Raw genomic sequence first — 12,796 nt, 5'->3', positions numbered from 1 at the left:
CCGAAGTTGTGCGGGCGCTGCCGTGGAGTATTTGTCCCATAAGTGTGTACGAAATTCCAGCCCGGAAAATACACCTTCTCTCCCTGGGACTATACACCTAGCCAATGCCCAGCTTATGCTTCGAATAGTACCAGCACAAACCGGACGGCTGGCCGCGTATCTCGTTTCATTTTAACCCATTTCGCGTAATGAAAACACCCGTACGTTCCCTATTTCCTTCCGGAAGCCGCCGTTTGCTGGGCCTTACCGCGGGCCTGAGTCTGCTGGGCACCGTGGCCGTGCAGGCCCAAACCGTGTATGGCCTCAACCAGGCCGCCAGTCTGCTGGTTACCTCCTCGCTGGGAAGCAGCAGCGCGCCCACCACCCAGCTTATCACGGGCATCACCGCGGGTCAGCTGCTGGTCGGCCTCGACTCGCGCCCGGCCACCGGCGAGCTGTTTGCCCTGGGCTACAACGGGGCCGGCTCGGCCCAGCTCTACACCATCAACAAAACGACCGGCGCCGCTACCGCCGTGGGCGGGACGCTGCCCCTGGCTCTGGGCGGCCCTACCGAGCGGATCGGCTTCGACTTCAACCCCACCGTGGACCGCATCCGGGTGACGAGCAGCAACGAGGCGAACATCCGGCTCAACCCGGTCAATGGCACGGTTGCCGTCACCGATATGCCGCTGGTGTTCGACACCGCCGGCCCCTTGAACGGGCAGAATCCGGTGGTGGGCACGGTGGCCTACACCAACAGCTTCCTCGGCACGGCCACCACCACGCTCTACGACATCGACGAGAGCCGCTCCACGCTCTTCCTTCAGGATCCGCCCAACAACGGCGTGCTGACCGCCCCCGTGAGCATCACCCAGGGCGGGCTGCCCCTGCTGGTGGCCGGCGACCAGACCGATCTGGACATCTACACCAACCCCGCCACGCGGGTGCAGACGGCCCTGCTGGGGCGCACCCGCGGCTCGGCTACCACCTTCTACACCCTGAACCTGGGCACGGGCGTGGCGACGGATGTGGTCAATGGCACCAACGCCACCCCCGTCGATGATATCGCCTTCGGCATCGACCGGACGGCCCCGACCCCCGGCGGCGACCGGCTGTACGCCGTGAACACCGGCAACGCGCTGATTTCGTTCGACTCGGGCAACCCCGGCTTTATTCTCTCGGCTGCCACCATTACCGGCATCACCGGGGGCCAGACGCTGGTCGGCACCGACTTCCGCCCCAACACCGGGCAGCTGTTTGGCCTGGGCTACAACCCCACCACCGGGGAAGGCCGCCTCTACATCATCAACCTGACTACGGCCGTGGCGGCGCCCGTCGGGACGGGAACGGTACCGCTCGACCTGGGCACTACCGCGGCGTCGCTCAACGGCATCGGCTTCGACTTCAACCCGACCGTGGACCGCATCCGGGTGACGGGCCTGAACGCGCGCAACTACCGCCTCAACCCCAACAACGGCGCGGTGGCGGCCATCGACGGCAACCTCAACTTCGTGGCCGGGGCCACCGGCACGCCCACCATCGGCGCCGTGGCCTACACCAACTCCTACGCCGGCAGCACGAGCACGGTGCTCTACGACATCGACGACGTGCGCAACCAGCTCTTCATCCAGACCGGCCCCAACACCGGGCAGCTGACGGCCGTGAACGGCAACCCGCTGTTTGCCAACGCCGCCAGCTCCTCCATCGACCTGGACATCTACTTCGACGCGGCCGCCCAGGTCAACCGCGCCTATGCCGTGTCCAACAGCGACGCGGTGAGCCCGGCCACTTTCAGCACGCTGTACTCCGTGAATCTGGGCGCGGCCCAAACCACGAGCAACGGCGTTATCGGCCTGGGTATTCCGGTCCGCGACGTGGCCGCCCTGGTGGCCCCGCTCAGCCCGCCCGCCCTGGTGGGCCGCCTGCTCTACGGCCTTGCCGGCGGCAACCTGGTCTCGTTTGACTCGGGGGCGCCAAGCAACATCCGCACCGCCGTCAACATCACCGGCCTGCCCACCGACGGCTCCCAGGTGCTGGCCGGGGCCGACTTCCGCCCCCTCGACGGCCTGCTGTACGCCTTTGGCTACAATGCCGCCACCAGCCAGGGCCAGCTCTACACCCTGAACCTGGGCTCCGGCGCCCTGACGGCCGTGGGCGGCCTGAACTCCTACACCCTGGGCGCGGCCCCGGGCATCGGCTTCGACTTCAACCCCGCCGCCGACCGGATCCGCATTATCGGCGCCAACGGCAACAACTACCGCATCAACCCCGCCAACGGCCTGGGCTCGGCCGTAGCCGACGGGCCCACGGGCCGGCCGCTGTCGGCCGCGGCCTACACCAACAACGACAACAACGCCACCACCGCCACCCTGCTCTACGCCTACGACCAGGGTATCAACCAGGTCGTGCTGATCAACGACCCCAACACGGCCCTGAACATCACCAACGTGGGGCCTTCGGGCATCACGGTGAATACGGCCACCGGCGTCGAGCTCGACGTTTTTTCCGACCTGAGTACGCCGGCCACGCCCGTCAACACGGCGTATGCCGCCGCCGCCGTCAGCGGCAGCACCAACGAGTCGCTGTATGAGGTGAGCCTGGGCACTGGCTCGTTCAGCTCGCTGGGCCGCATCGGCAGCGGCAGCAACCTGAGCGGCCTGGCCGCCTTTATCACCATTCCGCCCGTCGTGCTGACCGGCCTGACCTGGACTGGCAGCTTCGATACCAACTGGGGCACGGCCGCCAACTGGAGCCCGATGCAGGTACCCGGCCCCACCGACAACGTGACCATTCCGAACGTGGCCAACGACCCGGTGGTCAACGGCGCGCAGATGGCTAACTCCGTGAGTCTGCAGGCCGGCGCCACGCTGACCAGCGCCGACGGCAGCCTGCTCACGGTGAACGGCAACTTCCTTAACGCCGGCGGCACCACCCTGGGCTCGGGCACCGGCACGGTTTCCTTTGCCGGCCCCGCCATCCAGAACATCAGCGGCACGACCACCTTCTTCAACAACCTCACGGCCGGGCCGGCCGGCCTTGCGGCCTCGGGTCCGGTGCGGGTGCAGCGCGTGCTGCAGCTCAACGGCAGCGTTTCGTCGAACGGCAACCTCACGCTGCTTTCCAACGCTACCGGCACGGCCCACGTGGTGAACTCCGGCGGCGTGGTGACGGGCAACGCGGCCGTCCAGCGCGCCAGCACGGCAACCGGCATCACCGGCTACCGCCACTACTCGGCCCCGGTTACGGGCAGCAGCGTAGCGGACCTGGCTACGGCCGGCTTCTCGCCCCAGGTGAACCCGGCCTACAACACGGCCCCCGACCCGAGTCTGGTGACGCCCTTCCCCACGGTATTCAGCTACGACGAGACCCGGGTAACGACCAGCGGCAACCCCGCCCCGCTGGACTTCGACAAGGGCTTCCTCTCCCCCGGCTCGACCGGCGAGGCGCTGACCGTCACCCGCGGCTACACCGTGAACATCCCCGGCGCCGAGACGGTCGACTTCGTGGGTACGCTCAACGACGGCGCCTACGTGGCCGGCGGCCTCTCGCGCGGCAGCCAGACCGAGTCGGGCTGGCAGCTGCTGGGCAACCCCTACCCTTCGCCTATCGACTGGGATCTGGTCGGCCGCACCAACGTGGACGGCGCCGTGTACGTGTTCCGCGCCAGCGGGCAGTATGACGGCACGTACTCCAGCTACGTGGCCGGCTCGGGCGGCGTGGGCATCAACGGCGGCACCGACGCTATTGCCTCGGGCCAGGGCTTCTTCGTGCGGGTAACTACTCCCAACAGCGCCAACGGCCAGGTGTCCTTCGCCAACTCCGTGCGCCTGATGGCCTACGCCAACCCGCTGTTCCAGCGCAGCACCGCCGTCAGCGCCCCGCTCGTGCGCCTCGACCTGCGCGCCGCCACCGGCCCGGCCGATGAAGCCGTGGTATACTTCGAGGGCAGCGCCACGCCGGGCTTCGACAGCGCCCTGGACGCCTACAAGCTGCTGGCCGGCGGCACGCCCGTGCTGGCCAGCCAGGTGAATGCCACCACCCGCCTGTCGATCAACGCGCTGCCGGCCCTCACCGCCACCGACCGCGTTATCGACCTGCACGTGGCGGCCGACCAGGCCGGCACCCACACGCTACGCGCCGTGGAGCTGCTGAACCTGCCCGCCGGCACCTTCGCCTACCTGCGCGACGCCCAGACGGGCACGGTAGTGGATCTGGCGGCTCAGCCCCAGTACACCTGCCAGCTGGCTGCGGGGGCTGCCCCGGGCCGCTTCACGCTGCTGCTTACCCGGCAGCGCGTGCTGGCCAACGCTTCGGCCGCCCTCAGCCAGCAGGTGGCGGTGTACCCGAACCCGACCCGCGGGGTCGTTTCCATCAGCCTGCCCGCGGCCCTCACCCGGCAGGATACGGAAGTACAGCTGCTGAACTCGCTCGGCCAGACCGTGCTGCGCACCACGCTGGTCGCCGGCGCCGCTACCGTCCGGACGCTGACGCTGCCCCCGGTAGCGCAGGGCGTCTATACGCTGCGGCTCCAAACGGCGCAGGGCTCCGTCAGCAAGCGCCTCGTGGTAGAATAGTCGTCGGCGGGCCGGCCCCGGCTGCCCTGACCGGGCCGCCGGGGCCGGCCCTGGCCGGTTCTCCTTTGTCTTCAGCCTGTCTTATTGCCTTATGAAAAACCTCGCCACTACTCTCCGCCTGACTTTCGCCACCACCGGCATGTTGCTGCTGCTGGGCGGCTTTAATCTGGTCCATGCCCAGGGGCCCGGCTCCGGCGGCCCCCGGCCCGGCGCCACCAACGTCCCCATCGACGGCGGGGCCTCGCTGCTGCTGGCAGCCGGCGGCGCCTACGGCCTGCGCCGGCTGCGCCGGGCCAAGCGCCGCTAACCGCCTTCAGCGCTGGTTTTGCTGCTGATCAAAAAAGCCTGGGCTTGCGCTCAGGCTTTTTTTGTGCCTGCCGGGTCAGACTCAGGGCCGGCCAGGCACGCCGGCCGGGATGGGTCCTTGCGGGGGCGCTACTCCGCTACGGCCTGCAGCTGGGCCAGCGGCGCGGCCAGCGTATCGGTGGCGTACAGGCTGAGGGTGTTGCCGCGGATGCGGTAGCGCCGGGCCTGGTTGAGCGCCTGCAGAAAAGTGCCCTCCGTGGGCAGGTCGGGACAAACGCTGCGGGTGCTGACCAGCGGCCCCAGCCGCAGCTCCCCCGCCGCCGACAGCGTGTAGGGGCCCGAAAACCGGTTGCAGCCGGCCCGGCCCTCGGCCCGGGGACGGCCGTCGCGCAGGGTCAGGAAGGGCGTTTCCGCGGTGGCCGGGGCGGGCTGGCCGGCCAGCTCGCGCAGCTCCCAGCGCACCTCGCGCAAAGGGGCGGCCGTGGCGTCGGGCCGGTCGGCTCCCGCGGCTCCCGCGCCGGCGGTGGGGCGCTCATTGAGGTCGTAGCTGCAGGCGGAGGCGGCAAGCAGCCCCAGCAGGGCAGCCGGGCGAAGGCAGGGAAGTACGGGCATGGCAGCGGGGTCAGGGTAAAGAGCCTGAGTAGCTTACGCAAAAACCCGGCTGGGGTGGCACCTTAGCCGAGGGCCGGCTCCACCCGCGGCCGAAACAGCCGCCCGATGGGCAGCTCCTGCGCCGCTGCCTCAACGTGGCGGGAGCTGTAGGTCCTGATCTTGTTCAGGGCCCCGATAAACGGGCGGTGCATCCGCAGGAAGCTGCTTTCCGAGAGCTCCTCCTCCATCCCGTAGATGGTTTGCCTGACCACCAGCGGCGCCCCGCGGCGGTATGAATCCTGACGCAGTCCTTCAGGCCTTCCGCGTAGCGCACCTCGCGCAGCGTCACCTTCCCCATCTTCCGGTCGATGCGGAAATACGAAAAGGCGGCGGGGTTCACCACGGGTGCTACCTCGGCCGGGCTGGCGCCGGGGCTGGACGTGCTGCGCGGCACGCTGGCCGGGCCGGCGGGTGGCGGTAGAATAGGCCGGCGCCGGGCTCAACCCGCGCCGGGCGGCCCGCGTACGTGCTCTGCGTTTCACCCTATGCCCGCCTTATGCCCCCCAAAGCCCGCGCCGACATCGTGCTGGTGCGCGTGCAGGCCTCCCGCCTCAAGTACTGGCAGGATGAGGACGAAGGCGAGCTAACTTTCTAGCAGCGGAGAACCAGCAGTACCGATCATCCTTTATCTGGCGTACGCTTGCCAGGAATGACAAACACGCTTTTATTGTGACTTGCCGCAGCCGGCGCAGAACTTCTGGTCGGCCTTGACGCCGGTGCCGCAGTCGGCGCAGAACTTCTCCTTCGTGGGGGCCGCCGCGTTGGGCGTGCCGCAGCCGGGGCAGAACTTCTGGTCGGGGCCGAGCTTGGCCTGACAGGTGCGGCACTGCCCGATGCTGCCGCGGCCCACGAAGTCCAGCTCCTGGGTGTAGTCCTGGGCGCGGGTTTTGGTGTGAATCTGCTCCCGGGCGGCCTGGGCCTGCTGGGAGGCCAGCTCCTCGTGCTCGTCGGGGGCGCAGTCTTCGCAGAGGCCGGCCTTGCCGTTCCAGCACACGTCGGGGCACACCCAGTGGCCGCAGCGGGTGCACTGCTTAAAGAACTGCTTGCCTTCGAGCACGGCGCTTTTCAGGGCCTCATCGTGGGCCGGGCCGCCCACGGCGCGCTGCATCTGGTAGGCCGCATTGCCGGCATCGTGAAACATGCCGCCGAACAGACTGCCCGCCGCAGTAAGCAGGCTCGTGGCCATGCCCATCTTGTTGATCTGAAACCGCGACATGTGCCCGTTGCGGCACTTATCGCAGTAAAACTTGAACTGGAAGCCTTTGTCCGTGGACAGATCGTCGTGGTTGGCGACAAACTGGATCATGTTACTCATAGCCGGGGTTGTGGGTGGTTTGCGGCCTAAAAGTAGCAGATTCGGATATCCGGCGCGGCTTATATATTAAAAAGGGTTCCGCCGGAAGTTCTGACGGGGGCCTCGGTTTCATTCGCCTTCCCAAACGGCCCGCCTGCTCTGGGGTCCGCGCAGTCGAAGCCGCGCGGCCGCTCCGGCAGGCTCGGCAGCACGTTCCGCCAACGGGTAGCGCCAGTGGCTAGGCCGTGGCGCCGCCGCAGCTCGAGCCGCTGCCGGCGGTGCAGCCGTAGCAGTGCTGGTTGACGACGATGGCGCGCTGCCCCAGCTCGGCGACGTTGAAGTCGCGGATGTGGCGCCCGGGGCTGGCCACGGTCAGGTCGAGCATCTGGTTGAAGTCGCAGTCGTAGAGGCCGCCGTCCCAGCCCACCGAAATCGTGGTGCGGCACATGACGCCCGCGGCGGCTACGGGATTGAAGGCCGTCACCAGCTTTTCCATGTAGCCGGCGTAGTTGCCCGACTCAATCAGGTAGTCGAGGTAGCGGCTGACGGGAATGTTGGTAATGGCAAACAGCTCGTTGAAGACGATGCCGTGGTCTTTGAGCAACGCCCGCTTGAACTGCTCCTGCAGCCCCTTCTGGGAGCCGGGCAGAAACGCGCCGGCGGGGTTATAGACCAGGTTCAGCACCAGCCCCGAGCCGAGCTGCCCGTAGCCGACGGCGTTGAGCATCTTCAGGGCCCGGATGGAGTCGTCGAACACGCCGTCGCCGCGCTGGCTGTCGGTTTTGGCGGCGCTGTAGAAGGGCAGAGAGCTGACGACCTCCACGCCGTGGCGCTTGAAAAACTCGGGCAGGTCGTGGTACTTTTTGTTGGCCACGATGATGGTCAGGTTGCAGCGCACCAGCACTTTGCGGCCCAGCCGGCTGATTTCGGCCACGAACCAGCGGAAGTCGGGGTTCATTTCCGGGGCGCCACCGGTGAGGTCGACGGTTTGAATGTCGGACTGGGCCAGCGCGTCGAGGCAGAGCTGCATGGTTTCCCAGGTCATGATTTCCTTGCGGTCGGGGCCGGCATCGACGTGGCAGTGCTTACACACCTGGTTGCACATCTTGCCCACGTTGATCTGCAGCACGGCCGGGGCCACGGGCGTGAGCGGAAACAGGCCGGCCGCGGAGAGCTTCTCGTGAAACAGGGGCAGATGCAGCGTGTCGGCCACTTCCCGGCGCAGCACCGTGAGCTGGAAAGCGGAGTCCGCTAGCTGGTGGCCGGTGGCTTTGAGTGATTTCATGAGGAGCAACGCAGGAGATAAGGCCGGAGCACCGGGCGGCCGGCAAGGAAAGGCGCAGCGGCCGGCCTTGGTTCATCAGGCCGGCAAACATCGGACTCCCGAATATACGACAAAGCCCGGCGGGACAGTTTGGGGGCCGGCGCCGTCATTCGTAGAAATGCTTCAGCCGGCGGGTGGTGGTCAGCACTATCCAGTCGCCGAGGCGGGGAAACCAGGTGTGCACCAGCACAATGAGGTGCCCCAGGGCCGAAATGACGGTCCGCGGCCGGCGGCGGCGGATGTGGTCCACGATGAGGCCGGCCACTTCCCGCTGGGTTTTCTGCCAGCGCGGCGGCCGGTGGGCAATCGGGACGGGCCGGCCGGCGGCGTCGAGCACGCGCTTGTCGGCGTCGTTCTGGGTGAAGCCGATGTGGACCACGCCGAAGTGGAGGCCGGTGTCGGCCAGCTCCAGGCGCAGGGTGTGGGCCAGGTTGGCCACGGCGGCTTTGCCGGCGCAGTAGGCCGAGCCGCTGGGCATGCCGTTCAGCGCCGAAATCGAGGAAATGAAGGTCACGCTGCCCCGGCTCCGCAGCAGGTGGGGCAGCGCCGCCTTGAGCGGGTACACCGAGCCGTAGACGTTGCTGTCGAGCACCTCGCGGAAGACCTCGGGCTGCATGTCGGCGAAGTAAGCCCGCTGGGAGATGCTGGCGTTGGTAACCAGAATATCGAGCCGGCCGAAAGCCCCGATGGCAGTATCAATAAGCCGCGCACAGTCAGCGTAGCGCGTCACATCGGCCACGCAGCTCACGACGTGCAGGCCGGCGGCGGCCAGCTCCCGGCGGGTTTGCTCGAGGCGGACGGGGTTGCGGCCGTTGAGAATCAGGACGGCGCCGCTTTCGCCCAGCACCCGGGCCGTTTCGCGGCCGATGCCCGATTCGGAGCCGGTAACCAGGGCCACTTTGCCCGCGAAAGGGCCGGTATCAGACATAGTGGTGGGCTTTAAACCAGGCCAGGGATTCGGCCACGGCCTGGCGGATGGGAGTTTGCGCCAGGCCCAGCTCGGCCCGGGCTTTCCGGGGGCTGAAGTAGTGGCCGTCGTTGGCGACGGCCGCCATGGCGGAGTTGAGCGGGGCCGGGCGGCCGGTGAGGCGGGCCTGCAGGTCGCAGAGGCGGCCGTAGAGCGAGGCCAGGGCCGCGGGAACGGGCCAGCGCGGCGGCGGCACGCGCAGCTCGTGGGCCATCAGCTGGAAGGCGTCGCGGTAGCTCAGGTTCTCATTGCCCAGAATGTAGGACTCCCCCACCCGGCCCCGGGTCAGGGCGTTGACCGTCGCAGTGGCCACATCCCGCACGTGGACGTAGTTTTTACCGCCGGGCGGAAAGCCGGGCAGCCGGCCGTGGTAAAGCTCCAGCAGCAGGGCGTTGGAGGTCGGCTTCACGTCCTGGGGGCCGAGCATAAAGGTGGGATGGACCAGCACGGCCGGCAGCTGCCAGTCGGCCACGGCCCCCAGGACCAGCTCGGTGGCGGCGTGCTTGCTGTCCATGTAGTCGAGGCCGTAGCGGCGGCCGGCGTAGGCGCGGGTTTCATCCCCGGGGCTTTGCTTGGGGCCGAAGCCGAAAACGTTGGCCGTGCCCACGTACACGAAGCGGCCGACGGCGGCCCGCCGGGCTTCGCGCAGGATGTTGGCGGTGCCACCCAGGTTCACGGCCCACACTGCCGCGCTGCGGGCCGGATTCACCCGGGCCAGGGCGGCCGCATGAATGATGGCCGCGCAGCCTTCGGCAGCCCCGGCCAGGCCGGCGGGCGCGGTCAGGTCGGCTTCGTGATAGTCTACGGCCCAGGCGGCGGGAAACGGCGGCACGGTACCGGGGCGGACCAGAGCCCGCACGGCGTAGCTGCGCCGCCGCAGCTCGGCCACGATATGGCGGCCCAGAAAGCCGTTGGCACCGGTGACCAGGACGGGGCCGGCCATCAGCGGTAGTTGAGCATGGCCTTGTAGGTGCGGGCAATGCGGGCCGGCGCCACCTTCAGAAAGAACAGCGAAAACGCCGTCAGATTGGCTACCTGCACCCGCAGCCAGCCGTTGGCTTCGTACTTGCGGGCCGAGACGAGCACCTCCTGGGGCACAATCAGGAAGCGGGCCTGCCGACGAATACGGATGATGATTTCAAAGTCCTCCATGATAACGAACCGCTCATTGAAGCCCCCCAGCTGCTGAAACAAGGCCCGGGTGATGAACAGCGTCTGGTCGCCGCCCCGGCTCATGAGGCCCGCGAAGCGGGTGCCGTAGCTATTGAGCCGCAGCAGCAGGTGGGGCGAATCGAACCGGAACCGGTAGCAGCCCGCCGCGTAGCCTTCGGCAACGGCAGCCCGGATGGTGGCTACGTAGTCGGGATGAATGCCGACGTCGGCGTGCACGAAGTAGAGAATATTACCCCGGGCGCGGGCCGCGCCGTAGTTCATCTGGGCGGCCCGGCCGGACTGGGGCGCCGGGAGCACCGTGGCGCCGGCCTGCCGGGCGGCCTGGGCGGTGCCGTCGGGGCTGCTGGCATCCACTACCAGCACTTCGACGGTCCCCGCCGGGGCACACTGCTGCAGCTCGGTTACGAGGCGGGCAATGGTGGGCGCTTCGTTGTGGGTGGGAATGATAACGCTCAGCAGCATAAGCAGAAGTCAGCGGGTCAAATTCCTTCTTTTTCGGCAGAACTCCGGCAGGCGCTCCTTTAAAAGGCCTCGCCGATGGTCAGGTACACGCCGCCCGAGTCGTGGTCGTGGCCGCGGCCGTAGTCGAGGCGCAGGTTAAGGTGGTCGCGGCGGTTGATGGTAACGCGCAGGCCGGCCCCGTAGGTGGCTTTGGGCCGGTTCAGGCGCAGCCGGGTCTGGTCGTCGCCGAGCACGCCCACCGCGCCGAAGGCCACCGCGCCCAGCCGCCTATACACCGGCAGGCGCACTTCCGACTGCAGCAAAGCCGCGTTCTGGTCGCGGTAGCGGCCCTCGTAGTAGCCGCGCAGCCGCCGGCCCCCACCCAGCAGCGACAGGGCATTGAACGGAGCCACACCCGCGGTACAGCTGGCGAAGTAGTTCAGCGCCAGCACCGCGGCACCGGGCAGCGCGTGGTAGGACGACACGTCGGCGGAGGCGCGGGTAAAGCGGGTGGCTTCGCCGGCCGGGCCGGCCCCGACGGCGCGGTTGCGGAGCAGCAAAGCGCCGTCGGCCACTACGCCCCGGGTGGGAAAGAACACATTGTCGCGGGAGTCGAAGAATAAGCCCAGCCCGCCGCCGCTGAGGCGGCTGCCCCGGCCGCCCGGCACGGTTCCGCTGGCCAGCCGGCCGTTTTCGGCCACCGCCTGCACCCGGTAGTCTTCGTACTGGTAGCGCAGGCCGGCATACAGCTTGCCCCGGCTCAGGCCCGGCCCGATCTGGCGGAAGGCATTGAGGCGGACGCGGGGAAAGTTGACGCCGTACAGCTCCCGGGGCCCGGCCTGCTCCCCCAGACCGAAGAAATAGTAGGTGTAGCGGTAGTAGCCGGCCTCGCCGTAGGCGTAGTAGCGGTTGTGGTCGTAGAACAGCTGGAAGGGCAGGTACAGCAGCAGCTGCCGGTTCTGGGTGTAGGCCGCGCCAAGGGTGAGCTGGGAGGGCCGGGCGGCGGCAAAGGCCGAGTCGCGGCGAAAGCGCAGCGTGGCCGTGAGGGCCGCACCGTAGGCCAGGCGGGTTTCGGGGGTATAGTAGACCAGCGGCAGCGGAAACAGCACCAGGCGCCGGGGAACGGAATCGGGCGGGGTCAGCGTGGCCAGGCCCAGCAGCGCGGGAGTGAGCAGCATCGGGAGCAGAAGGTTTGCAAGGCTTACGCAAACCCGGCCGCGTTGAGTTTGGGACCCGCACAATCTTTTTCCGTACCGTTTTCCGTATATGCTGCCACTATGAACGTACCCCTGAAGTCCGCCGGTCTTATGTTGCTCACGGTCCTGGGCTCTGCCAGCCTGGCCCCGCCGGCTTTTGCCCTTCCCCCCACCCCGGCCAGCCGCCCCGCCGCGGCCGCCGTCGACCACAGCACCTTGGATAAGCTGCTCAAAAAGCACGTTACCAGCCAGGGACTGGTCAACTACAAGGGCTTCAAGGCCGACCAGCAGGAATTCAACCGGTACCTGGACCAGCTCAGCCAAAACCCGCCGGCCGCGGCCTGGAGCAAGGCCGAGCAGATGAGCTACTGGATCAACGCCTACAACGCCTTTACCATCCGGCTGATCCTGGACCACTACCCGCTGCAGAGCATCAAGGACATTGGCTCCAACGGCAAGACTGCGCCGGCGACCACGCCCTGGGCGGCCAAGTTTTTTACCATCGGTGGCAAGAAGATGAGCCTCGACGAAATCGAGCACGGCACGCTGCGTAAGCAGTTCAACGACCCGCGCATTCACTTTGCCCTGGTGTGCGCCGCCGTCTCGTGCCCGCGCCTGCGCAATGAGGCCTACAGCGCCGCCAGGCTCGACGCTCAGCTCGACGACCAGGCCCGGGACTTCGTGAACAACCCGGCCAAAAACAAGGTCGGCAAGGGCAGCGCCCAGCTGTCCAGGTACTTCGACTGGTACAAGGGCGACTGGAACGCCAACGGGCAGTCGGTGGGGAAATGGGTGAATAAGTACTCCAAAACCAAGCTCGGCGCCAACGCCCCCATCACGTTTCTGGACTACAACTGGCAGCTCAATGAGCAGTAAGCGCGGCCCGCACCC

At 67.8% G+C, this 12,796-nt stretch carries 11 protein-coding genes; 3 read left to right on the top strand and 8 right to left on the bottom strand.

Annotated features, from left to right (window positions below):
• The first annotated feature begins 233 nt into the window (after window positions 1-233).
• Both ABD842_RS05070 and ABD842_RS05065 read left to right on the top strand, forming a co-directional pair.
• On the top strand, window positions 234-4,553 hold the full coding sequence (locus tag ABD842_RS05070) for a DUF4394 domain-containing protein (protein WP_345110935.1): 4,320 nt from the start codon (window positions 234-236) through the stop codon (window positions 4,551-4,553).
• A 91-nt stretch (window positions 4,554-4,644) separates the two neighbouring features.
• Entirely contained in the window at window positions 4,645-4,860 is a 216-nt protein-coding gene (locus ABD842_RS05065) for a PID-CTERM protein-sorting domain-containing protein (protein ID WP_345110932.1), read from the top strand.
• 128 nt (window positions 4,861-4,988) lie between these two features.
• Here the strand turns inward: ABD842_RS05065 and ABD842_RS05060 are convergent, their stop codons facing one another.
• From ABD842_RS05060 to ABD842_RS05025, 8 genes are all read right to left on the bottom strand, one after another.
• Window positions 4,989-5,471 carry an META domain-containing protein gene (locus tag ABD842_RS05060; protein ID WP_345110930.1) on the bottom strand — a complete coding sequence of 161 codons (483 nt, stop codon included), beginning with the start codon at window positions 5,469-5,471 and terminating at the stop codon, window positions 4,989-4,991.
• Window positions 5,472-5,533: 62 nt separating this feature from the next.
• Window positions 5,534-5,698 (bottom strand): hypothetical protein, encoded by a 165-nt coding sequence (locus ABD842_RS05055; RefSeq protein ID WP_345110928.1) that lies wholly within the window; start codon window positions 5,696-5,698, stop codon window positions 5,534-5,536.
• 476 nt (window positions 5,699-6,174) lie between these two features.
• Window positions 6,175-6,825, bottom strand: coding sequence for a zinc ribbon domain-containing protein (locus ABD842_RS05050; RefSeq protein WP_345110925.1), 651 nt, complete (start codon window positions 6,823-6,825; stop codon window positions 6,175-6,177).
• A gap of 217 nt (window positions 6,826-7,042) precedes the next feature.
• The gene (arsS, locus tag ABD842_RS05045) at window positions 7,043-8,089 is read right to left on the bottom strand and encodes an arsenosugar biosynthesis radical SAM (seleno)protein ArsS (protein ID WP_345110922.1); all 1,047 of its coding nucleotides are present in this window, start codon (window positions 8,087-8,089) and stop codon (window positions 7,043-7,045) included.
• Between the two features lie 145 nt (window positions 8,090-8,234).
• Window positions 8,235-9,056: an SDR family oxidoreductase gene (locus ABD842_RS05040; RefSeq protein ID WP_345110919.1), complete on the bottom strand. Its 822-nt coding sequence runs from the start codon at window positions 9,054-9,056 to the stop codon at window positions 8,235-8,237.
• The gene (locus ABD842_RS05035; RefSeq protein ID WP_345110917.1) at window positions 9,049-10,038 is read right to left on the bottom strand and encodes an NAD-dependent epimerase/dehydratase family protein; all 990 of its coding nucleotides are present in this window, start codon (window positions 10,036-10,038) and stop codon (window positions 9,049-9,051) included. Before ABD842_RS05035 ends, ABD842_RS05040 begins: the two co-directional genes overlap by 8 nt.
• Window positions 10,038-10,730 carry a TIGR04283 family arsenosugar biosynthesis glycosyltransferase gene (locus tag ABD842_RS05030; protein ID WP_345110916.1) on the bottom strand — a complete coding sequence of 231 codons (693 nt, stop codon included), beginning with the start codon at window positions 10,728-10,730 and terminating at the stop codon, window positions 10,038-10,040. The genes ABD842_RS05035 and ABD842_RS05030 overlap by 1 nt, the downstream gene beginning before the upstream one ends.
• A gap of 59 nt (window positions 10,731-10,789) precedes the next feature.
• Window positions 10,790-11,887, bottom strand: coding sequence for a BamA/TamA family outer membrane protein (locus tag ABD842_RS05025; protein ID WP_345110914.1), 1,098 nt, complete (start codon window positions 11,885-11,887; stop codon window positions 10,790-10,792).
• Between the two features lie 99 nt (window positions 11,888-11,986).
• Here ABD842_RS05025 and ABD842_RS05020 point away from each other — a divergent pair, with 99 nt between their 5' ends.
• Window positions 11,987-12,781 (top strand): DUF547 domain-containing protein, encoded by a 795-nt coding sequence (locus ABD842_RS05020; RefSeq protein ID WP_345110912.1) that lies wholly within the window; start codon window positions 11,987-11,989, stop codon window positions 12,779-12,781.
• The last annotated feature ends 15 nt before the right edge of the window (window positions 12,782-12,796 follow it).

It is taken from the genome of Hymenobacter algoricola, from assembly GCF_039539525.1.
Classification (GTDB): domain Bacteria; phylum Bacteroidota; class Bacteroidia; order Cytophagales; family Hymenobacteraceae; genus Hymenobacter; species Hymenobacter algoricola.
The sequence above is the reverse complement of the archived record's forward strand: the minus strand, read 5'-3'. Positions and strand labels throughout refer to the sequence as shown.

What these genes read in the sequence shown, in the direction of transcription:
- ABD842_RS05055 (WP_345110928.1), bottom strand. Translation starts at nt 5,698, where the DNA reads ATGGAGGAGGAGCTCTCGGAAAGCAGCTTCCTGCGGATGCACCGCCCG.
- ABD842_RS05050 (WP_345110925.1), bottom strand. Translation starts at nt 6,825, where the DNA reads ATGAGTAACATGATCCAGTTTGTCGCCAACCACGACGATCTGTCCACG.
- arsS (WP_345110922.1), bottom strand. Translation starts at nt 8,089, where the DNA reads ATGAAATCACTCAAAGCCACCGGCCACCAGCTAGCGGACTCCGCTTTC.
- ABD842_RS05030 (WP_345110916.1), bottom strand. Translation starts at nt 10,730, where the DNA reads ATGCTGCTGAGCGTTATCATTCCCACCCACAACGAAGCGCCCACCATT.
- ABD842_RS05060 (WP_345110930.1), bottom strand. Translation starts at nt 5,471, where the DNA reads ATGCCCGTACTTCCCTGCCTTCGCCCGGCTGCCCTGCTGGGGCTGCTT.
- ABD842_RS05025 (WP_345110914.1), bottom strand. Translation starts at nt 11,887, where the DNA reads ATGCTGCTCACTCCCGCGCTGCTGGGCCTGGCCACGCTGACCCCGCCC.
- ABD842_RS05035 (WP_345110917.1), bottom strand. Translation starts at nt 10,038, where the DNA reads ATGGCCGGCCCCGTCCTGGTCACCGGTGCCAACGGCTTTCTGGGCCGC.
- ABD842_RS05065 (WP_345110932.1), top strand. Translation starts at nt 4,645, where the DNA reads ATGAAAAACCTCGCCACTACTCTCCGCCTGACTTTCGCCACCACCGGC.
- ABD842_RS05040 (WP_345110919.1), bottom strand. Translation starts at nt 9,056, where the DNA reads ATGTCTGATACCGGCCCTTTCGCGGGCAAAGTGGCCCTGGTTACCGGC.
- ABD842_RS05020 (WP_345110912.1), top strand. Translation starts at nt 11,987, where the DNA reads ATGAACGTACCCCTGAAGTCCGCCGGTCTTATGTTGCTCACGGTCCTG.